Source organism: Streptomyces sp. ISL-100, assembly GCF_018614615.1.
Classification (GTDB): Bacteria; Actinomycetota; Actinomycetes; order Streptomycetales; family Streptomycetaceae; genus Streptomyces.
Map to the genome: position 1 here is coordinate 104,272 of NZ_JAGGOK010000041.1, position 21,049 is coordinate 125,320.

Here is a 21,049-nt window from a genome sequence, read left to right on the forward strand (position 1 = left end):
GGTAAAGATCCACGAACCACCCAGGGAGCAAGTCCGTTGGCAGCAATCGCCCGGTGGTGCGTCAAGCACCGCTTCGCATCGGTCCTGCTCTGGCTGCTCGCGCTCGGCGCGGTGGCCGGAGCCGCCGGAGTCGCAGGTTCGGCGTACTCCAACGACTACCAGGTGCCGGGCACCGAGTCGGGCCGCGCCACCGCCCTCCTCGACGCCGGATTCGACGGCAGGGGCGGCGACAGCAACACCATCGTCTGGCACACCGCGGGCAACACCACCGTCCAGGCCGCCGGAGTCGAGCAGTCGATGACGCGGACGCTCGACGCCATAGAGGACCTCCCGGGCGTGGCGAGCGTCGCCAGCCCGTACGAGCGCGAGGGCGCCGCGCAGATCAGCAAGGACGGGCACACCGCCTACGCCACCGTCACCTTCGACGCGCAGGCCGACGACGTCCTCCAGCCGCGCGCACAGGCACTCGTCGACACCGCGAAGGACGCGGAGACCGATCGGCTCCAGGTCGAGCTCGGCGGTACCGCCATCGGCCTCACCGAGGCCCCCGACTCGCACCTCAGCGAGGTCGTCGGCGTCGTCGTAGCGGCCGTCGTTCTGTTCGTCGCCTTCGGCTCGCTCGCCGCCAGCCTGCTGCCCATAGCGACCGCCCTGGTCAGCGTCGGCACGGCGTACGCGGGCACCGTACTGCTCGGCCACGTCATGACGGTCGCCGACTTCGCGCCGATGCTCGGCATGCTGGTCGGGCTGGGCGTCGGCATCGACTACGCCCTGTTCATCGTCACCCGGCACCGCAAGGGGCTGCGCCGCGGCCTGTCCGTCGCCGACTCGGCGGCGAACGCGGTCGCCACCACCGGCCGCGCGGTCGTCTTCGCCGGCGCCACCGTCTGCATCGCCCTGCTCGGCATGCTGATACTGCGCCTGTCGTTCCTCAACGGCGTCGCGATCGCCGCGTCGCTGACCGTCGTCCTGACCGTCGCCGCCTCGGTGACCCTGCTGCCCGCCCTGCTCTCCCTCATCGGCATGCGGGCGCTCAGCCGCCGCGAACGCAGGCAGCTCACCGAACACGGCCCGCAGCCCGAGCTGCCCACCGGCTTCGCCGCCCGCTGGTCCGCCTTCGTCGAGCGCCACCCCAAGCTGCTCGGCGCGGTCGCCGCCGTCGTCATGCTGGTCCTCGCGCTGCCCACGCTGGGGCTCCACCTGGGTACCTCCGACCAGGGCAACAACCCGGCGTCCTCGACGACGCGATCGGCGTACGACCTGATCGCCGACGGCTTCGGCCCCGGCAGCAACGGCCCGCTGACCCTCGTCGCCGAGGTCGACGGCCGTGACGACCGCGCCGCGATGGACGCGCTCGCCGGCACGGTGCGCAGCGCCGACGGTGTGGCGTCCGTCAGCCCGGTGACGTACAACAACACCGGCGACACGGCCGTACTCACCGTCGTACCCGAGTCGTCGCCGCAGTCGAAGGACACCAGCGACCTGGTCGACCGGCTGCGCGACAGCGTCCTGCCGCAGGCCGAGCAGGGCACCTCGCTGGAGGTGTACGTCGGCGGGGTCACCGCGAGCTACGACGACTTCGCCCAGGTCATCATCGGCAAGCTGCCGCTCTTCGTCGGCGTCGTGATCGCCCTCGGCTGCGCCCTGCTGCTGCTCGCCTTCCGCAGTGTCGGCATCCCGCTCAAGGCCGCCCTGATGAACGTCCTCGCCGTAGCCTCCTCCTTCGGAGTCGTCGTGGCCGTCTTCCAGTGGGGCTGGGGGAGCGAGCTGCTGGGGCTCGGCAGCGCGGGGCCGATCGAGCCGTTCCTGCCGGTGATCATGGTGTCGGTGCTCTTCGGACTGTCGATGGACTACCAGGTCTTCCTGGTCAGCCGGATGTACGAGGAGTGGCTGGAGACCGGTGACAACCGGCGGGCGGTGCGGGTCGGCCTCGCCGAGACCAGCCGCGTGATCAACTCCGCGGCCGTGATCATGATCTCGGTCTTCCTGGCCTTCGTGCTCAGCGGCGACCGCGTGATCGCGATGTTCGGCATCGCGCTCGCGGCGGCCGTCGCCCTGGACGCGTTCGTCCTCCGTACGCTCCTGGTGCCCGCCCTGATGCACATGCTGGGCGGCGCGAACTGGTGGCTGCCGAAGCGGCTCGACCGGTGGCTGCCGCGAATCAGCATCGAACCCCCCGAGTGCCTTACAGCGCATGGCAAGATCGAGGAACAGCGCACGGGCACGTCGGAAGAGTCCCAGGAGCTCGTGCCATAACAGGCGGGGAGCTCGATGTTCGCGATACAGCTGGGTGACAGTGGTGAGGACGCGGCGCTGCGCCCCCTGGAGCCGTGGCAGGCCGGGGAATTCCTGGCCCACATGGACCGGGGGCGCGAGTACATCGGCCAGTACATCGGGCTCGCGGCGGCCGCCACCGACCTCGACTCGGCGCGGGCCTTCCTCCAGCTGTACGCCGAGAAGCAGGCCGCGGACGCCGGCCGCATCTACGGCATCTGGCTCGACGGCACGCTCGTGGGCGGGGTCCTCTTCCGGACCTTCGACGCGGCGGCGGGCAACTGCGAGGCCGGCTGCTGGCTGGAGGAGGCGGCGGTGGGGCGCGGCCTGATCACGCGCGCCACGCGGAAGCTGATCGACTGGGCGGTGGACGAGCGGGGGATGCACCGCGTGGAGTGGCTGGTGGCCTCCGGGAACACCGCGAGCATCAATGTGGCGAAGCGGCTGGGGATGACGCGGGACGGCGTACTGCGCGAAAGCAACCCCTATCGGGGCGTACGGCACGACATCGAGGTCTGGTCGGTGCTGGCACGGGAGTGGCGCGAGGGGCGTTAAGAAAGCTCTCAGAAACGGCACCTAGCGTGCGGCGTATGACAGCCACAGCCCGCACCCAGTCCGACGAAGCAGCCGACGAGGCCGCCGCCACCGCAGGCGCGCCCGACAAGGGCGACGAGAGCGCCGCAGTAGACATCAAGAAGGCCGCTGACCAGGACGACGTCACGGTGGGGGGCACCGAGGCCGCGGACAGCCTCGCAGAGGCCGACGGCGACGCCGACGACTATGCCGACGACCTCGACGAGGCCCCGCGCGCCTCGTCCTCCGGCGTCGGCGCGGGCGCCGCCGCCGTGGTCTCCACGGTGCTCGGCTTCGCCGCCCTCACCGGGACCTGGACCAGCCGTGTCGCCGCCGAGCGCGAGACGCTCATCGGCCAGCTGGGGACCAAGCAGACCGACAGCCCGGCCGACCAGGTCGCCGCGCTGTACGGCAACGGCTGGCACATGACCGCCCTCGTCAACGGCGGCTTCGCGCTGCTCGCGCTCGTCGTCGCCGTCGGCGTGCTGGCCCGCCCGCTCTTCGGTACGCCCGGCACGAGCGAGCAGTCCCCGTGGGTCCGCTCCTTCGCCTGGGCGGGCGTCGCCCTCGGCGTCCTGGGGCTGCTCGTCTCCGCCGGGATGTACCTCGACCTCTTCGCCTCGATGCCTACGCCGCCTACGGCGGGAACGGGCGCCGGAGCAGGCCAGTAAGGCATACCGACCAAGGGCCTTAGGGGCGTACGCACCCGTGCGCGTACGCCCCTAAGGCCCTTCGTGCTGCCAAGATGCGGCACTCTCCCGATGCGCAGGGGGCCCCTGGGAAACGAAAGTTGAGGCATCGCAGAAAGCGACCTCAACGAACAACCCACCAGGGAGCACACCGTGTTCGAGCACGAGATCCAGCAGCAGCACGCGGCCGAACTGATCCGCCTGGCAGCCACCGAGCGCCTCGCACGGCAGGCCGCCAAGGCCCGCAGGGCCAACCGCCGCGCCGCCCGCGCGTCCGGGCAGAACGCATCCGAGGGGCCGGTGAGTTCGCTGCGCAACCGGTTCGCACGGGCCGCGTGACGGCGGCCTGACGGCGGCGTGAGGGACACGAAATGACTGTCGTGCCCTTGGTGATTTCCCCTGCGGGTGCCCCGATGTCGGACCCCTGTGCGATGCTCAGCGATGTGGAAACCAGGTCCGTCAGCCCGGTGTTCGTCGGCCGCGCCGGCGAACTGGCCCAGCTCACCGATGCGCTCGCCCGCGCCACCGCGGGCGAGCCGCAGGCGTTGCTCGTGGGCGGCGAGGCCGGGGTGGGCAAGACCCGGCTCGTCGAGGAGTTCTTCGCGGCAGCCTGCGCCCAGGACGCCGTCGTCGTGGTGGGCGGCTGCGTCGAAATCGGCGCCGACGGACTGCCGTTCGCACCGTTCTCCACCGCCCTGCGCGCCCTGCGGCGCAGGCTGCCCGACGAGGTCGCCGCCGCGGCCGCGGGCCAGGAGGGCGAACTGGCCCGGCTGCTGCCCGAGCTCGGCGAGACCACCCGCGACCAGCACAGCGAAGACGGCATGACGCGCCTCTTCGAGCTGACCGTCCGCCTCCTGGAGCGCATCACCGCCGACCGTACGGTCGTCCTCGCCCTGGAAGACCTGCACTGGGCCGACACCTCCACGCGCCACCTCCTCGCGTACCTCTTCCGCACGTTGCGGCGCGGGCGCCTCGTCGTCGTCGGCACCTACCGCGCGGACGACATCCACCGCCGCCACCCGCTGCGGCCCCTCCTGGCCGAACTCGACCGGCTGCGCACCGTCCGGCGCATCGAACTGTCCCGCTTCAACCGCTTGGAAGTGCACCGCCAGCTGACCGGAATCCTCGCCGCCGAACCCGAGACGGCCCTGGTCGAAGAGGTGTTCACGCGCTCCGACGGGAACGCGTTCTTCGTCGAGGAACTGGCCTCGTGCATCGGGACCGGCTGTACCACGGGCCTGAGCGACTCCCTGCGCGACGTGCTGCTCGTACGGGTCGAAGCGCTGCCCGACGACGCCCAGAAGGTCGCCAGGATCGTCGCCGAAGGCGGCTCCACCGTCGAATACCGGCTGCTGCTCGCCGTCGCACAGCTCCCCGAGGACGATCTGATCGAGGCATTGCGGGCCGCCGTGGGCGCCAACCTGCTCCTCGCGACCCCGGACGGCGACGGCTACCGCTTTCGCCACTCCCTCGTGCGCGAGGCGCTCAGCGACGATCTGCTGCCCGGCGAGCGCTCCCGCCTCAACCGGCGGTACGCCGAAGCGCTGGAGGCCGACCCCTCGCTCGTACGGACCGACGAGTACGCCACGCGTCTCGCCAGCTTCTGGTACGCCGCGCACGACGCCGCCAAGGCCCTCCCCGCCGTACTGAAGGCCTCCGTGGAGGCCCGCCGCCGTCACGCCTACGCCGAGCAACTGCGCCTCCTGGAGCGCGCGATGGAGCTGTGGGACGACGCTCCCGCCGACGTACGCGCCGTGCTGCGGCCCCTGGACTACGCCGAGGTCTACCCGCCCTGCGGCTGCGACCCCGCGACCACGCCGCTGCGCTTCCTCGACCTCATGGCGGAAGCCACCGTCGCCGGCCGGTTCGGCGGCGAGCGGGAACGGGCGCTCAAGATAGCCAAGAAGGCGCTGCGGCTCCTGGAGGGCGAGGGCGACCCTCTGCGTGAGGCCTGGTTCTGGGTCCAGCGCGCGAGGCTGATATCGAACCTCGCGCGGGGGGACGGCTGGGCCGAGCTCGCCGCCGCTCGGGACCTCGTGCGCGGTCTGCCGCCGTCCGCCGTGCACGCCGAAGTCCTGGCCCAGGTGGCGGGCTGGGGCATGCTGCACGAGCCCGGCCCGGACACCCTGGTCGCCGCCGAGCAGGCCGTGGAGTACGCGCGCATGGTGGGAGCCAAGGCCACCGAACTCACCGCGCGGACCACGCTGGGCGGCCTGATGGTCGACGCGGGGGACATCGAGGGCGGCCTCACCATGCTGTACGCCGTCAAGGAGCAGGCGGTCGAGCAGGCCATGGCCAGCGTCGCGGCCCGCGTCCACGTGAACCTGCCCTCCCATCTGGAGTCCGTGGGACGCTCCGGTGAGGCGGTCCGCATCGCGCGGGAGGGCGTCGCCTTCTGCGAGAAGTTCGGCCTCCCGGACAGCGAAGCCTGGGTCCGCGGGAATCTCGCCGAGTCGCTCGTCTCCCTCGGCCGCTGGAGCGAGGCCGTCGAGCACGCCGTGTGCATCGAGCGTGCGTCCGTGCCCAGCGCCAAGCCACGCGGCGCCGGCGCCTGGATACAGGCCGACGTGGCGCGGGCCCGCGGCGAACTGGCCGAAGCGGAAGAGCGATTGGCGGCCGCCCGGGCGTACTTCGGCAGCCACGACCCGATGCCCCAGCACGACCTGCCGGTGCACACGGCCGGCCTGACCCTCGCCGCCGCCCGGGGCCGCATCCTGGACGTCCGCGCCGGTTTCGCGCGGGCCACCTCCACCGGCTTCCCCCTCGGAACCCACCGCTACGCCTGGCCCCTGCTGGCCGAAGCCGCCGCCGCCGAGGCCGACGCGCGTGGCCTCCCGGCGGCCGAGGCGGGCCGGACCGAGGCCCTGGAGCTGATCCGCGCCGGAGCGAAGCGGCTCGCCACGCCCGCGCCGCTGTGGCATGCCTACGACCGCTGGGTCCGCGCCGAGCTGCGCCGGGCCGAGGGCAACGCCGGGCCCGACGACTGGGCCGACGTCGTCACCGCCTTCGAGGCCCTGGAGCGCCCGTACGACCTGGCCCGCGCCCGCCTGCGCTGGGCCGAGGCACTGCTCGCCGCCTCCACCACGGGCGGCAGCGACGCCGGGGCGGCCGTGGTGGAGGCCGGTGCGGTGAGCCTTCGCGAGCTGAACGCCGACGAGCGCGAGCGGGCCGCCGAGCTGCTTCGCCTCGCCCGGGCGGCGGCGGAACACCTGGGCGCCCGCCCGCTCGCCGAGAGCGTCGCGCTGCTCGCCCAGCGCGCCCGCCTCTCGCTGGACACCCGGGCGCCCGAGGTGCCGGTGCTCACCGCGAGCCCGGCCGCGTCGCTCGGCCTGACCCCCCGCGAACAGGACGTACTGCGCCTGGTCGCGGCCGGCCGCAGCAACCGGCAGATCGCCGAGGAGCTCTACATCTCACCCAAGACAGCGAGCGTCCACGTCTCCAACATCCTGGCCAAGCTGGGCGTTTCGGGCCGGGGCGAGGCCGCCGCCCTGGCGCACCGGCTGAGGCTCTTCACCGACGCGCAGGACCAGCCCCAGGCGGCCGGATGACGACCTTCCCCGAAGCGAGGCCTATAGGCCCCTGCCCCGGGTCTCCGTCCCCGACGTCGTCCCGGGCCCGGCCTACTTCACCTCCAGGTTCAGGATCCGGTCGTCGCCCGGTTCCGGCGTGCCCCGGGTGTCCGTCTCGCTGGTGACCAGCCACAGCTTGTCGCCGCCGGCCGCCACCACCGTGCGCAGCCGGCCGTACTCCTCGGTCAGGAACGACTCCGGGTCGGCCACCGGCTTCGTCCCGTCCAGCGGAATCCGCCACAGCCGCTCGCCGCGCAGGCCCGCCATCCAGATCGATCCCGCGGCGTACGCGATCCCGCTCGGCGAGGCCTCGGACGTCTTCCACTGCGCGACCGGGTCGACGAACCCCTCCTTGCTGCCCTTGCCCTCGACCTCGGGCCAGCCGTAATTCTCGCCGGGGCGGATCTGATTCAGCTCGTCCCAGGTGTTCTGGCCGAACTCGGACGCCCACAGCCGCTTCTCGCTGTCCCAGGCCAGACCTTGCACATTGCGGTGTCCGTACGAATAGACGACCGAGTCCGCCTCCGGATTGCCGTGCACCGGCTCGCCGTCCGGGGTCATCCGCAGAATCTTGCCGCCCAGCGACTTCTTGTCCTGCGCCAGCCCCGTGTCGCCCGTCTCGCCCGTCCCGGCGTAAAGCATCTTGTCCGGGCCGAAGGCGATTCGACCGCCGTTGTGGACCGTGCCCTTCGGGATGCCTCTCAAGATGGTGTCCGGCGCGCCGAGTTGCTGCCCGGCGGGCTTCTTCTCGTCGTACAGCAGGCGGGCGATGCGGTTGTCGGATTCGGTGGTGAAGTACGCGTAGACCATGTGGTCCGAGGCGAAGTCGGGCGAGATGGCCAGGCCCATGAGCCCGCCCTCTCCGGCCGGCGCGACCCCCGCGACCGTGCCGATCTCGGTCTTCTGGCCGCTCTCGCCGTCGACGCGGGTGATCGTCCCCTCGTCGCGCGAGGAGACCAGCAGGTCGCCGTCCGGCAGCGGGGCGAGCCCCCAGGGGGACTTGAGGTCTTCGGTGAGCGTGCCCACCACCTTGACCGAGCCCTTCGCGGGCGGCGGCTGGGCGCGGGATCCGGAGCCGGGCCTGGACGCGTCACCCGATGGCGACGCGGTGCCGGCGGTCGGTGTGGCCGTCGGGGCCGGCCCGTTCCCGTCCGCGCCGGAACATCCCGCGGTGAGAAGGAGAACGGCGGCAGCCACCACAGCTGTCACAGCAGGACGTTGCACGTTACGCATCCCTTCGACGGCCGGCGTCGTCGCCGGCAGCGGCTCTCACTCTTCATACACCGCTCGTGCGCCGGAGGTTCCCTTCTGCATCAGCCCGGCGCGCGGGTTGCCTGCGGCGGGAAAGCCCCGCGCAGCGGCAACCCGCGCGCCGCCCCCCCCCCGCAGTCAGTCCCACGAGCCCCGCGCCGGCGGCAGCCCCGCGATTTCCGCCAGGTCGTCGCCCGTGAGCCGCAGCCCCGCCGCCCGCGCGTTCTGTACCGCCCACCGCTCGCGCTTCGTCCCCGGCACCGGTACCACCTGGCGGCCGCGCCCCAGCACCCATGCCAGCGCCACCTGCGCCGGCGTCGCGCTGTGGCGCTCGGCGACCCGCCGCAGGCCCGCCACCACCGGCTGGTTCGCCGCCATCATCTCCGCGGTGAAGCGCGGATGCCTGGCCCGTACGTCGTCCGGCTCGAAGCCCTGCCCCGGTTTCAGCGTCCCCGTCAGGAAGCCGTTGCCCAGCGGCATGGCGGCCAGAAAGCCGATACCCCGCGCCTCGCACCACGGCAGCAGCGCCGCCAGCGCCTCCGGCGACCACACCGACAACTCGGCCTCCACGGCGCTCACCGGAAAGACCTGCTGCACCCGCTCCAGCTGACGAATCGTTCCGTCATGCATCCGCGCCCCGGGTCGCCGCGCCGCCCGCGCCCCCACCGCGCACACGCCGAGCGCCCGCACCTTTCCCGCGCGCACCAGGTCCGCCATCGCGCCCCACGTCTCCTCGACCGGCACCTCCGGATCCGGCCGGTGCAGCTGATAGAGATCGATCACATCCGTCTGCAGCCGCCGCAGCGAGGCGTCACACGCCCGCTTCACGTATCCCGGGCGCCCGTTGGCGACGATGTGCTGATCGCCGACCAGCAGCCCGCACTTGGTCGAGACGAAGGCATCGGCGCGCCGCTCCCTGAGCACCCGCCCCAGCAGCAGCTCATTGGTGAAGGGTCCGTACATGTCAGCCGTATCGAGCAGGCTGACCCCTGCGTCGAGCGCCGCGTGCACGGTCCGCAGCGACCGGTCCCCGCGCTGCTGCGAGCCGGTGTACGCCCAGCTCATCGGCATGCATCCGAGTCCGATCGCGCCCACTTCGAGCGCTGCCGCACCGATTGTCCTGCGCTCCAACTCCCCGTACCCCTCCCTCTGCCGCTCCCAAAACTAACCTCTGTACTCGGTCACCCTTCGCATAGCCTCGGGACCATGACTTCCGACGTATGGCTCCCCGTCCCCGCTGCCGAAATAGAAGGCCTCCCCGAGGGCTTCAATTACCGCTTCTGGGACGGTGGCCAGGACTTTCCCGCCGATCCCGCCGACTGCGCCTTCTATGTCGTCCCGTACATGAAGGGCACCGAGATCGCGGTGCGTCCGCTCGCCGCGATGACGTCCGTACGGGCCGTCCAGACGCTCTCCGCCGGCATCGACCACGTCGAGCCCGGCCTGGGGGACCTGAGCGCCGGAGTGCACCTGTGCAATGCCCGCGGCGTCCACGAGGCCAGCACCGCCGAGCTCGCCCTCGCGCTGATCCTCGCCTCGCTGCGCGGCATCCCCGGCTTCGTACACGGCCAGGACAAGGAGGAATGGCGGGACGGCTTCTATCCCGCGCTGGCCGACAAGTCCGTCCTCATCGTTGGTTACGGCTCGATCGGTGCCGCCATCGAGGACCGGCTCACGCCCTTCGAGTGTGCGCGGGTGGCGCGCGTCGCGCGCTCCGCCCGTACAACGGCGCGCGGCCTTGTGCATCCACTGGCCGACCTGCCCGGACTGCTGCCCTCCGCCGACGTCGTGATTCTCTCCACCCCACTCACCGAGGCCACCCAGGGCCTGGTGAACGCCGACTTCCTGTCCCGTATGAAGGACGGGTCGCTGCTGGTGAACGTCGCCCGCGGCCCCGTTGTCGACACCAAGGCACTCATCGCCGAGCTGGAATCGGGCCGGCTGCGAGCCGCCCTCGACGTCACCGACCCCGAGCCGCTTCCCGCAGGCCACCCCCTGTGGCACGCGCCCGGCCTCCTCATCAGCCCGCACGTGGGCGGCAGCACCTCGGCGTTCATGCCCCGCGCCAAGCGCCTGATGGCCGACCAGCTGACCCGCTTCGCCGCCGGAGAGCCGCTGCGCAACATCGTCCTCACCACTCACTGACAGCCGCCCGGCGGACACACTCCGAAGCCACCCGAATGCGCGGCGTGCCGTCGACCACCTGAGCCGTCACGCAGAGTAGAGGGAGTATGTCCCTGAGTGACTGAATTGGTGTATCGTCCGGACCAAGGGGCTGCGCCGCGCGATATCACGGCGCTGGGGAGCGACCGGACTGTGAGGGGGGCGACGGGCGATGCACGGCGAATGGACCAAGGATCCGACGCGACGGGGCCACCGGCGACAACTCACGGGCGATCCGGCGGACAGGCCGGATCCCCGGCTGCTCCCCGCCCCACAGCGGCTCTCCGTCCCCCGGGCGCCCGGCGCGCCGCGTACCAGGGCGGCCCGGTGAGTGCCCCCGGAGCGCTCATCGCCCGGCAGCAGGTGCCCGGCAGCGGGACGACGCTGCTCTCGCAGCTCGTCCTCGCCCTGGTCTGCGGCGCCTACGCCGTCGGCTCGGCCCTCGGCTGGGGCTCCGCCCAGATCGCCCTGATCATGGGCGACTTCGGCCTGGCTGTCGCCGCCCTGATCGCCGCGATCTCCTGTTTCCTCTACGCACGCGCGCGGGAGAGCCGGTTTCGGCCCGCCTGGCTGCTGTTCGCGATCTCCTCCGCGATGGCAGCCTGCGGGAACGCCGTGTGGGGCTGGTACGAAGTGGTGCTGGGCAGCGAGGTCCCCTCGCCCTCCTCCGCCGACTTCTTCTTCCTCTGCTTCGGGCCGCCCGCCATCGTCGGCCTGCTGGTCCTCGCCAAGCGCCCCGTCACCCGGGCCGGCTGGGTCTGCCTCGCGCTCGACTCCTGGCTGATCGGCGGCTCGCTGCTCACGCTCTCCTGGAGCCTCGCTCTCGCGCACACCGCCGACTTCCAGGCCGAGAGCACGGCCCACGCCGCGCTGTCCCTGGCATACCCGCTGCTCGACATCGCGCTGGTCAGCATGGTGCTGGCGCTGCATTTCCGGCGCTCCAACGCCAACCGCACCGCGATCAACACCGCCATCGCAGCCCTCGCCATGACCGTGGTGTGCGACGCGCTGTTCACCTCGCCGCTGCTGCGTGAGAACTACCGCTCGGGCCAGCTCCTCGACGCGGGCTGGTTCGCCGGCTCGCTGCTCCTTGCCTACGCACCCTGGGGCGCGCGCCGCGCGGAGCAGTGGGGGGAGGGTGCTCCGTACAACCGGGGCAGCCACAATCCACGCACCCACACTCCAGGCACGCACACTCCGGGCAGCCGCAAGCCGGGCACTCACCCTCCTGGCCCCCGCAATGTGGGCCCCCACAACCCGGGCAGCCACAACCCGGGCACGCGCAACCCGGCCAGCCGTCCCATCGGCGGCTCACTGGCTGCCCTCACGCCGTATCTCGCCGCCGCCGTCTGCACGCTCGGCATCCTCTACAACGTCATCGAGGGCCGCCGCCCCGACCGGGTGGTGGTCCTCACCGGCTGCACGGTTGTGCTCGCCCTGGTCGTCCGCCAGGGCATCATGCTCCTCGACAACATCTCCCTCACCCAGGAACTGGCGCAGAAGGAAAACCACTTCCGCTCCCTGGTGCAGGGATCGAGCGACGTCATCATGATCGCCGCTCCGACCGGCATATTGCGTTACGTCAGCCCGGCCGCCTCCGGCGTCTACGGACGCGAGGCGGAGGAGCTCATCGGATCCGAGCTCGCCTCCCTCATCCACGCGGAGGATCTCGGCAGAGTCGTCCACGAGGTACGCCGCTTTCTGGCCGCGCCTCCCGCCGAGGAGCCGACCACCCGCATCGAATGCCGCTTCAAGTCGGGTACGGGGGAGTGGCTCAATGTCGAGTCCACCGTCAACCGGCACCAGGGCGGCCTGATCTTCAACAGCCGGGACGTGACGGAAAGGGTCCGCCTCCAGGCGCAGCTCCAGCACAACGCCGAGCACGATCCGCTCACCGACCTGCCCAACCGGGCGCTGTTCACCGCCCGGGTCCGCCAAGCCCTCAACGGCCGCCGTGTCGGCGATCCCGGTACGGCCGTGCTCTTCATCGACCTCGACGGTTTCAAGGCGGTGAACGACACCATCGGCCATCAGGCCGGCGACGAGCTGCTGATCCAGGCGGCCCGCCGCCTCCAGGACTCCGTGCGCGCGGGCGACACCGCGGCCCGGCTCGGCGGCGACGAATTCGCCGCCCTGATCGTCGGTGAGGGATCCAGGGACCAGGCCGCCCGCGAATGCCAGGTCCACGAGATCGCCGACCGGCTGCGCCTCACGCTGTCCCAGCCGTACCGGATCGACGGCAACGAGGTGCGCGTCGCCGCGTCAATCGGGGTCGCCTTCGCCGAGCCCGGCGTCACCCCCACCGACCTCATGCGCAACGCCGACCTCGCCATGTACCGGGCGAAGGCGGCCGGCAAGGACCGGGTCGAGCTGTACGCGCCGCAGATGCAGGCCGAGGTGGTCCGCAGGACAGAACTGGCCACCCGGCTGCGCACGGCGCTCCACGACGGCGAGTTCGCGCTGCTCCACCAGCCGGTGGTCAGCCTGGCGACCGGCCAGGTGGCGTCCGTCGCCGCCCAGGCCCGCTGGCGCTCCACCCAGGGCATCCTCTTCACGCCCGCCGAGTTCCTGCGGGTGGCCGACACCGGTGACTCCCAGGAGGGCGCCCGCACCGCGGAGCTCGGCCGCTGGCTCCTCGAAGAGGCGGTCGAGCAGGCGGCGGAGCGCAACCGGGCGGGCCACGAGGTGCCGGTCGTGGTCCGGCTCTCGGCCCGCAGGCTGGTGGACAAGTCCTTGCCGCTCGGCTCCATCGAGGCGCTCCTCACGCGGCACGGCCTGCCCTCGGGCTCGCTGATCGTCGAGCTGGCCGACAGCGACCCGCGGATCTCCTTCGACGAGCTGGAGCGGCGCCTGGTGTCGCTGCGCAGGCTCGGCGTGCGAATCGCGCTGGACGGCTTCGGCAGCGGGTACGCCGCGATCAACGCGCTGCGCCGGCTGCCCATCGACGTACTGAAACTGGACCGCGGACTGGTCGAGGGCGTCGTCGAGTCGGCCCGGCTGCACAAGATCACTAGCGGGCTGCTGCGGATCGCCTGCGACCTCGGGATGCAGTCCGTGGCGGACGGTGTGGATGTGCCGGAGCAGGTGGTCGCCCTGCGCGCCATGGGGTGCACGCACGGGCAGGGGATGGCCTTCTCCGGGCCGCTCGACGAGTACCGGCTGCGGCGGGCGCTGGTGCGCGGCGAGTTCCCCGTGCCGGGCGGGACGGCGGCGGCCCCGGCCCTGTCCGTTCTCGCAGGTGGATCGGGTGGATCGCTTCCCGTACGTCATGTGGGCGCGAACGGGAGCGAAACGATCACACGTCCTCCATTGCGCTCAAATAGTGAGACGCCCGTCCCACCTACTTGACAGGCGCGGGGCGCCGGAGGGAGGGTCAGTGCCATGCGCACCCGAATTCTCGTACTTGGAAAGCGCGTCGGCTGAAGCAGAGCACGTACACGCAGCTCTGCAGACCGCACCGGCGCGCTCCCCTCGCTTGCCTCACGGCACGGGGGGTTTTTTGTTGCACTGGCACTTCCCAAACCCTCGTAAAATGACCCTCAGCTTCGAGAAGAGAATGCCGATGACCGAGCAGGCCTCCGGGGCCCACCATCCGCAGCCGCGGCCCCGCAACGGCGGACACCACGCCACCACTGTCGAGCACGTGACGGGCGCCCAGTCGCTCATCCGCTCCCTCGAGGAAGTGGGGGCCGACACGGTATTCGGCATTCCCGGCGGCGCCATCCTGCCGGCGTACGACCCGCTGATGGACTCCAAGAAGGTCCGCCACGTCCTGGTCCGCCATGAGCAGGGTGCCGGTCACGCGGCGACCGGCTACGCGCAGGCCACCGGCAAGGTCGGCGTGTGCATGGCCACTTCGGGGCCCGGCGCCACGAACCTGGTCACTCCGATCGCCGACGCCCACATGGACTCCGTCCCCATGGTCGCGATCACCGGCCAGGTCGCCTCCAAGGCGATCGGCACGGACGCCTTCCAGGAGGCGGACATCGTCGGCATCACCATGCCGATCACCAAGCACAACTTCCTGGTCACCAAGGCCGAGGACATCCCGCGCACCATCGCCGAGGCGTTCCACATCGCCTCGACCGGACGCCCGGGCCCGGTCCTGGTCGACATCGCCAAGGACGCCCTCCAGGCGAAGACCACGTTCAGCTGGCCGCCGAGCCACGACCTGCCCGGCTACCGCCCGGTCACCAAGCCGCACGCCAAGCAGATCCGCGAAGCCGCCAAGCTGATCGTCCAGGCCAAGCGCCCCGTGCTGTACGTCGGCGGCGGCGTCATGAAGGCCAACGCCACCGCCGAGCTGAAGGTCCTCGCCGAGCTCACCGGCGCCCCCGTCACCACCACCCTGATGGCGCTGGGCTCCTTCCCCGACAGCCACCCGCTGCACGTGGGAATGCCGGGCATGCACGGAGCGGTCACCGCCGTCACCGCGCTGCAGCGGGCCGACCTGATCGTCGCCCTCGGAGCCCGCTTCGACGACCGCGTCACCGGCAAGCTGGACAGCTTCGCCCCGTACGCCAAGATCGTCCACGCCGACATCGACCCGGCCGAGATCGGCAAGAACCGCGCCGCGGACGTGCCGATCGTCGGTGACGCCCGCGAGGTCATCGCCGACCTCGTCCAGGCCGTCCAGGCCGAGCACACCGAGGGCAACACCGGCGACTACACCGCCTGGTGGAACGACCTCAACCGCTGGCGCGACACCTACCCGCTCGGCTACGACCTGCCGGAGAACGGCCAGCTCTCGCCGCAGCAGGTCATCCAGCGCATCGGCCAGCTCGCCCCCGAGGGCACCATCTACGCCGCGGGCGTCGGCCAGCACCAGATGTGGGCCTCGCACTTCATCCAGTACGAGCAGCCCGCCACCTGGCTGAACTCCGGCGGCGCGGGGACGATGGGGTACGCCGTCCCGGCCGCCATGGGCGCCAAGGCCGGCATGCCGGACCGTACGGTGTGGGCCATCGACGGCGACGGCTGCTTCCAGATGACCAATCAGGAACTGACCACCTGCGCGCTCAACAACATCCCGATCAAGGTCGCCATCATCAACAACGGCGCGCTCGGGATGGTCCGCCAGTGGCAGACGCTCTTCTACAACCAGCGCTACTCCAACACCGTGCTGCACAGCGGCCCGGACGCCGACGGCAAGCAGCCGAGCGCCGGTACCCGGATCCCGGACTTCGTGAAGCTGTCCGAGGCCATGGGCTGCCACGCGATCCGCTGTGAGGACCCGGCCGACCTGGACAAGGTCATCGCCGAGGCAAATGCCATCAATGACCGCCCGGTCGTGGTCGACTTCATCGTGCACGAGGACGCCATGGTCTGGCCGATGGTGGCCGCAGGCACCTCCAACGACGAGGTCATGGCCGCCCGCGGGGTGCGCCCCGACTTCGGCGACAACGAAGACGACTGAGCAGACGAGAGAGAGACTTCAAGCCCATGTCCAAGCACACCCTCTCCGTCCTGGTCGAGAACAAGCCGGGCGTCCTCGCGCGGATCACGGCCCTGTTCTCCCGCCGCGGGTTCAACATCGACTCCCTCGCGGTGGGCACCACCGAGCACCCCGAGATCTCGCGCATCACCATCGTGGTGAACGTGATCGAGGCACTGCCGCTGGAGCAGGTCACGAAGCAGCTGAACAAGCTCGTCAACGTACTGAAGATCGTCGAACTCGAGCCGAGCGCCGCGATCCAGCGTGAACTCGTCCTGGTGAAGGTGCGGGCCGACAACGAGACGCGCTCGCAGATCGTCGAGATCGTCCAGCTGTTCCGCGCCAAGACGGTCGACGTCTCCCCGGAGGCCGTGACCATCGAGGCCACCGGCGGCGCCGACAAGCTCGAAGCGATGCTCAAGATGCTGGAGCAGTTCGGCATCAAGGAGCTCGTCCAGTCCGGAACGATCGCCATAGGGCGGGGCTCCCGGTCCATCACGGACCGCAGCCTGCGCGCCCTCGACCGCTCGGCCTGACCAAGCTCCGGTCGCGCTGTTCGCACAGCCCTGTGCCGATCTGCTCGCATAGCGAGACCCAAAGTCCTTCATTCCGCACCCCGCCGTACGGTGGGACGCACAACCAGCACTCAAGGAGAATCCCAGTGGCCGAGCTGTTCTACGACGACGATGCCGACCTGTCCATCATCCAGGGCCGCAAGGTCGCGGTGATCGGTTACGGCAGCCAGGGCCACGCCCACGCGCTGTCGCTCCGTGACTCGGGTGTCGACGTCCGGGTCGGTCTGCACGAGGGCTCCAAGTCCAAGGCCAAGGCCGAGGAGCAGGGTCTGCGCGTGGTGACCCCGGCGGAGGCTTCCGCCGAGGCCGACGTCATCATGATCCTGATCCCGGACCCGATCCAGGCCCAGGTCTACGAGGAGTCCATCAAGGGCAACCTGAAGGACGGCGACGCGCTGTTCTTCGCCCACGGCTTCAACGTCCGCTTCGGCTTCATCAAGCCCCCGGCCGGCGTCGACGTCGCCCTGGTCGCCCCGAAGGGCCCGGGCCACCTGGTCCGTCGTCAGTACGAGGAAGGCCGTGGCGTTCCGGCGATCGCCGCCGTCGAGCAGGACGCCACCGGCAACGCCTTCGCGCTGGCCCTCTCGTACGCCAAGGCCATCGGCGGCACCCGCGCGGGCGTCATCAAGACGACCTTCACCGAGGAGACCGAGACCGACCTGTTCGGTGAGCAGGCCGTGCTCTGCGGCGGTGCGTCGGCGCTCGTCAAGGCCGGTTTCGAGACCCTGACCGAGGCCGGTTACCAGCCGGAGATCGCGTACTTCGAGTGCCTCCACGAGCTCAAGCTCATCGTGGACCTCATGTACGAGGGCGGCCTGGAGAAGATGCGCTGGTCGGTCTCCGAGACCGCCGAGTGGGGCGACTACATCACCGGCCCCCGCATCATCACCGACCAGACCAAGGCCGAGATGAAGAAGGTCCTCGCCGAGATCCAGGACGGCACGTTCGCCAAGAACTGGATGGACGAGTACCACGGCGGTCTGAAGAAGTACGACGAGTACAAGACGAAGGACTCCGAGCACCTGCTGGAGACCACCGGCAAGGAGCTCCGCAAGCTCATGAGCTGGGTCAACAACGAAGAGGCGTAAGCCTCGGACACGGGGGCCGCGGCGTATCGCCGCGGCCCTTCGTGCACCACCGGAAAGCACAACTGGACAGAACGTCCAGCCACGGACGGGTGATCTTACGCTGAGGCGGAAGACCGAGTGCCGGGCGCCACTAGACTGCTTCCATACATATACGCGTCAGGCCCACAGCGTCGTGCGTCTTCCACGCGGCTAGCCCCTCCACCGCCTGCGGCCGTCGGGACGGCCGTCCGCAAAGGACCAGTGAGGACTCACGTGAGCTCGAAACCTGTCGTACTCATCGCTGAAGAGCTGTCGCCCGCCACAGTCGACGCCCTGGGCCCGGACTTCGAGATCCGGCACTGCAACGGCGCCGACCGGGCAGAGCTCCTGCCGGCCATCGCCGACGTGGACGCGATCCTCGTCCGCTCCGCCACCAAGGTCGACGCCGAGGCCATCGCCGCGGCGAAGAAGCTCCGCGTCGTCGCCCGTGCCGGTGTCGGCCTCGACAACGTCGACGTCTCCGCCGCCACCAAGGCCGGCGTCATGGTCGTCAACGCGCCGACGTCCAACATCGTCACCGCCGCCGAGCTCGCCTGCGGCCTGCTCGTCGCCACCGCTCGCAACATCCCGCAGGCCAACACCGCCCTCAAGAACGGCGAGTGGAAGCGCTCGAAGTACACGGGCGTCGAGCTGAGCGAGAAGACCCTGGGTGTCGTCGGCCTCGGCCGCATCGGTGTCCTGGTCGCGCAGCGCATGTCGGCCTTCGGCATGAAGATCGTCGCGTACGACCCCTACGTACAGCCCGCGCGCGCCGCCCAGATGGGCGTCAAGCTGCTCACGCTCGACGAGCTGCTGGAGGTCGCGGACTTCATCACCGTGCACCTGCCGAAGACGCCCGAGACGCTCGGCCTGATCGGCGACGACGCGCTGCACAAGGTCAAGCCGGCCGTACGCATCGTCAACGCCGCGCGCGGTGGGATCGTCGACGAGGCGGCGCTGTACTCCGCCCTCAAGGAGGGCCGGGTCGCCGGCGCGGGCCTCGACGTGTACGCGAAGGAGCCCTGCACCGACTCCGCGCTCTTCGAGCTCGACCAGGTCGTCTGCACCCCGCACCTCGGTGCTTCGACGGATGAGGCGCAGGAGAAGGCGGGCATCGCGGTCGCCAAGTCCGTGCGGCTCGCGCTCGCCGGTGAGCTTGTGCCGGACGCGGTCAACGTCCAGGGCGGTGTCATCGCCGAGGACGTACGTCCCGGTCTGCCGCTCGCCGAGAAGCTCGGCCGGATGTTCACGGCGCTGGCGGGCGAGGTCGCGGTGCGGCTCGATGTCGAGGTGTACGGCGAGATCACGCAGTACGACGTCAAGGTGCTCGAACTGTCCGCTCTGAAGGGCGTCTTCGAGGACGTCGTCGACGAGACGGTGTCGTACGTCAATGCGCCGCTCTTCGCGCAGGAGCGCGGGGTTGAGGTGCGGCTCACGACGAGCTCGGAGTCGCCGGACCACAAGAACGTCGTCACCGTGCGCGGCACGCTGTCCGGTGGCGAGGAGGTTTCGGTCTCGGGCACGCTGGCCGGGCCGAAGCACCTCCAGAAGATCGTCGGGATCGGCGAGCACGCCATCGACCTGACGCTGGCCGATCACATGGTCGTCCTGCGCTACCAGGACCGTCCGGGCGTCGTCGGCACGGTCGGCCGCATCCTCGGCGAGGGTGGGCTGAACATCGCCGGCATGCAGGTCTCGCGTGCGGACCAGGGGGGCGAGGCGCTGGCCGTTCTCTCCGTGGACGACAAGGTTCCGGCGGCGGTTCTGAGTGAGATCGCTGCTGAGATCGGGGCGGCCTCTGCTCGCTTCGTGAACCTGGCTGACTGAGCCTGGCTCACGCTTGACCCCTCCCGTACCCGGTACGCGGATGCCTGCCTCGCGCGGGGGTCCGGGTGCCGGGTACGGGTGCGTAGGAGGGCGGCGGGTACGGGGCTTGCGGCGCTTTCCCCTACCCGCCCCTTCCCGCTGTGACATTTTGCGGCTCCGCCGCGTGAGGGGCTCCGCCCCAGACCCCGGTCCTCAAACGCCGGACAGGCTGAAGTGGCCGGGGGCGGGCCGAACTGGGGGCGCTGCCCCGGGCCCGGTCCTCAAACGCCGACGGGCTGGAGTTGGCGGTGCCGGGTTCAGAGGCGTGCTGCCTTCAGGGACATGTGGAGTAGCAGGCGGTCCTCGCCGTTGTGGAGGTCCAGGCCGGTTAGTTGTTCCACGCGGGACAGGCGGTAGTAGAGCGTCTGGCGGTGGATGTTCAGGGCGGTCGCGGTGCGGGCCGCCTGGCCTGCGCAGTCCAGGAATGTTTCCGCTGTGCGGGCCAGTTCGGCGTGCGCGGGGTCGAGGAGGGGGTGTACCGCAGGGTCGACCGGGTGGCCGGGGCCGCTGTCGGGGAGTGCGGCCAGGAGGCGGTACGGGCCGATGCCCGACCACTCCGCTACCGGGCCGAGGTGGGGGCGCGCCAGTGCCGCCCGGGCCGCAGCCGAGGCTTCGCGCCAGGCGCCGGGCAGGTCTTCGAAGGTGTGTACCGGGTTGCCGATGCCTACGACCGGTCCTGCCGTGGTGAGGAGGGTGGCGGCCGCCTGGTGGGCGGGGGAGAGGTCGGCCGGCGTACGGATGCGGATCAGGGCCGCGACGCGCGGGCCGGCCGGTCCCGGCACCGGAAGCAGGCACAGCGCGGCCGCCCCCGGGACCTTGGGCACACCGGGCAGGGCATCCGGCCAAGGCGCGACGCACAGCAGGGCGTACGTGCCACCCTCGCCCAGCGCCGCACTCAGCGAGGCCAGCGCCGCGGCCCGGCTGTCGGCGGAGTCCGAGGTGAGCAGGGTCAGGAGATGCGGGCCGAGGTCGGCGCGGGCGCGGGCCTCGTCGGTGAGGAGCTCACCGATCCGGGCGCAGACGGCCATGGCCGAGGCAGGCACGGGTCCGGGCGGGCCGTTGTCCCCGGCGAGCAGCCACACGTAACCGTGGACGATCCCCCGATGGCGTACGGGCAGGCACAGCCGGCCGCGCAGCACGCCGGCGGCGGGGTCCGCGGGGATGTACACCGGGGCTTCCGCCGTGGCGATGCCGAACTTCTCGAACCACGCGCGGACCTCGGCCGTCGAGCGGCGGGTGAGGATCGAGCGCGTACGGACTGGGTCCAGGGTCGATTCGTCGAAACCGCTGCCGCTGTCGTGCGCGCCGAACGCGATCAGCCGGAAATCGCGGTCCTCCAGCGTCGCGGGAGCGCCGAGAAGCGCCGAGATCTCGTCGACCAGCTCCTGGTAATCGCCTTTCACGCTTCTCATTCTCGCACCCCTTCAGACATCTGTATGAGATACGGGCCACGGATGCGTGACAGCTGTCGATGGTTCAAGATGCGAGCGATCCTTAGATTTCACGGTGGTTATCCGTGCCGTACCGAAAACTCCTGGTCGCGGCCCCC

The 21,049-nt window shown here is 70.9% G+C and carries 14 protein-coding genes; 11 read left to right on the forward strand and 3 right to left on the reverse strand.

Translation table 11 applies throughout. From position 1 onward, the window contains the following. Positions 1 to 36: 36 nt before the first annotated feature. The 5 genes from J7E89_RS18730 to J7E89_RS18750 all read left to right on the forward strand — a co-directional run bounded on the left by J7E89_RS18730 (position 37) and on the right by J7E89_RS18750 (position 7,084). A complete protein-coding gene (locus J7E89_RS18730; protein WP_214974899.1) occupies positions 37 to 2,256 on the forward strand; it encodes an MMPL family transporter in 2,220 nt (739 codons plus the stop codon). A 15-nt stretch (positions 2,257 to 2,271) separates the two neighbouring features. Continuing rightward, positions 2,272 to 2,829 (forward strand): GNAT family N-acetyltransferase, encoded by a 558-nt coding sequence (locus tag J7E89_RS18735; protein ID WP_214974900.1) that lies wholly within the window; start codon positions 2,272 to 2,274, stop codon positions 2,827 to 2,829. 35 nt (positions 2,830 to 2,864) lie between these two features. Continuing rightward, entirely contained in the window at positions 2,865 to 3,518 is a 654-nt protein-coding gene (locus J7E89_RS18740; protein WP_214974901.1) for a hypothetical protein, read from the forward strand. 171 nt (positions 3,519 to 3,689) lie between these two features. Then, positions 3,690 to 3,875, forward strand: a complete 186-nt coding sequence (locus J7E89_RS18745; protein ID WP_214974902.1) for a hypothetical protein — start codon at positions 3,690 to 3,692, stop codon at positions 3,873 to 3,875. A gap of 92 nt (positions 3,876 to 3,967) precedes the next feature. Then, positions 3,968 to 7,084 carry an AAA family ATPase gene (locus tag J7E89_RS18750; protein WP_214975126.1) on the forward strand — a complete coding sequence of 1,039 codons (3,117 nt, stop codon included), beginning with the start codon at positions 3,968 to 3,970 and terminating at the stop codon, positions 7,082 to 7,084. Between the two features lie 72 nt (positions 7,085 to 7,156). On the opposite strand, the gene J7E89_RS18755 is transcribed toward J7E89_RS18750, so the two are convergent. Together J7E89_RS18755 and J7E89_RS18760 are read right to left on the reverse strand one after the other, a co-directional pair. Continuing rightward, positions 7,157 to 8,338, reverse strand: a complete 1,182-nt coding sequence (locus J7E89_RS18755) for a sorbosone dehydrogenase family protein (RefSeq protein WP_214974903.1) — start codon at positions 8,336 to 8,338, stop codon at positions 7,157 to 7,159. 156 nt (positions 8,339 to 8,494) lie between these two features. Next, positions 8,495 to 9,487 carry an aldo/keto reductase gene (locus J7E89_RS18760; protein WP_214974905.1) on the reverse strand — a complete coding sequence of 331 codons (993 nt, stop codon included), beginning with the start codon at positions 9,485 to 9,487 and terminating at the stop codon, positions 8,495 to 8,497. Positions 9,488 to 9,562: 75 nt separating this feature from the next. Here J7E89_RS18760 and J7E89_RS18765 point away from each other — a divergent pair, with 75 nt between their 5' ends. The 6 genes from J7E89_RS18765 (at position 9,563) to serA (ending at position 19,461) form a co-directional block, all read left to right on the forward strand. Then, positions 9,563 to 10,501, forward strand: coding sequence for a 2-hydroxyacid dehydrogenase (locus J7E89_RS18765; protein ID WP_214974907.1), 939 nt, complete (start codon positions 9,563 to 9,565; stop codon positions 10,499 to 10,501). A 345-nt stretch (positions 10,502 to 10,846) separates the two neighbouring features. Then, a complete protein-coding gene (locus J7E89_RS18770) occupies positions 10,847 to 13,867 on the forward strand; it encodes a bifunctional diguanylate cyclase/phosphodiesterase (protein ID WP_214974909.1) in 3,021 nt (1,006 codons plus the stop codon). Positions 13,868 to 14,075: 208 nt separating this feature from the next. Then, positions 14,076 to 15,935 carry an acetolactate synthase large subunit gene (locus tag J7E89_RS18775; protein ID WP_214975129.1) on the forward strand — a complete coding sequence of 620 codons (1,860 nt, stop codon included), beginning with the start codon at positions 14,076 to 14,078 and terminating at the stop codon, positions 15,933 to 15,935. A 26-nt stretch (positions 15,936 to 15,961) separates the two neighbouring features. Then, the gene (gene ilvN / locus J7E89_RS18780; protein WP_028813778.1) at positions 15,962 to 16,489 is read left to right on the forward strand and encodes an acetolactate synthase small subunit; all 528 of its coding nucleotides are present in this window, start codon (positions 15,962 to 15,964) and stop codon (positions 16,487 to 16,489) included. A gap of 125 nt (positions 16,490 to 16,614) precedes the next feature. Next, positions 16,615 to 17,616: a ketol-acid reductoisomerase gene (gene ilvC / locus J7E89_RS18785; RefSeq protein WP_214974911.1), complete on the forward strand. Its 1,002-nt coding sequence runs from the start codon at positions 16,615 to 16,617 to the stop codon at positions 17,614 to 17,616. Between the two features lie 252 nt (positions 17,617 to 17,868). Beyond that, on the forward strand, positions 17,869 to 19,461 hold the full coding sequence (serA, locus tag J7E89_RS18790) for a phosphoglycerate dehydrogenase (RefSeq protein ID WP_214974913.1): 1,593 nt from the start codon (positions 17,869 to 17,871) through the stop codon (positions 19,459 to 19,461). 296 nt (positions 19,462 to 19,757) lie between these two features. Here serA and J7E89_RS18795 read toward each other — a convergent pair whose 3' ends face one another. After that, positions 19,758 to 20,912: a CdaR family transcriptional regulator gene (locus J7E89_RS18795; protein ID WP_214974915.1), complete on the reverse strand. Its 1,155-nt coding sequence runs from the start codon at positions 20,910 to 20,912 to the stop codon at positions 19,758 to 19,760. Between the last annotated feature and the right edge of the window lie 137 nt (positions 20,913 to 21,049).

Excerpts from the sequence above, each read along its gene's own strand:
- J7E89_RS18735 (WP_214974900.1), top strand. The coding sequence starts at position 2,272 with ATGTTCGCGATACAGCTGGGTGACAGTGGTGAGGACGCGGCGCTGCGC.
- J7E89_RS18740 (WP_214974901.1), top strand. The coding sequence starts at position 2,865 with ATGACAGCCACAGCCCGCACCCAGTCCGACGAAGCAGCCGACGAGGCC.
- J7E89_RS18750 (WP_214975126.1), top strand. The coding sequence starts at position 3,968 with ATGCTCAGCGATGTGGAAACCAGGTCCGTCAGCCCGGTGTTCGTCGGC.
- J7E89_RS18755 (WP_214974903.1), bottom strand. The coding sequence starts at position 8,338 with ATGCGTAACGTGCAACGTCCTGCTGTGACAGCTGTGGTGGCTGCCGCC.
- J7E89_RS18765 (WP_214974907.1), top strand. The coding sequence starts at position 9,563 with ATGACTTCCGACGTATGGCTCCCCGTCCCCGCTGCCGAAATAGAAGGC.
- J7E89_RS18775 (WP_214975129.1), top strand. The coding sequence starts at position 14,076 with ATGCCGATGACCGAGCAGGCCTCCGGGGCCCACCATCCGCAGCCGCGG.
- ilvN (WP_028813778.1), top strand. The coding sequence starts at position 15,962 with ATGTCCAAGCACACCCTCTCCGTCCTGGTCGAGAACAAGCCGGGCGTC.
- J7E89_RS18795 (WP_214974915.1), bottom strand. The coding sequence starts at position 20,912 with ATGAGAAGCGTGAAAGGCGATTACCAGGAGCTGGTCGACGAGATCTCG.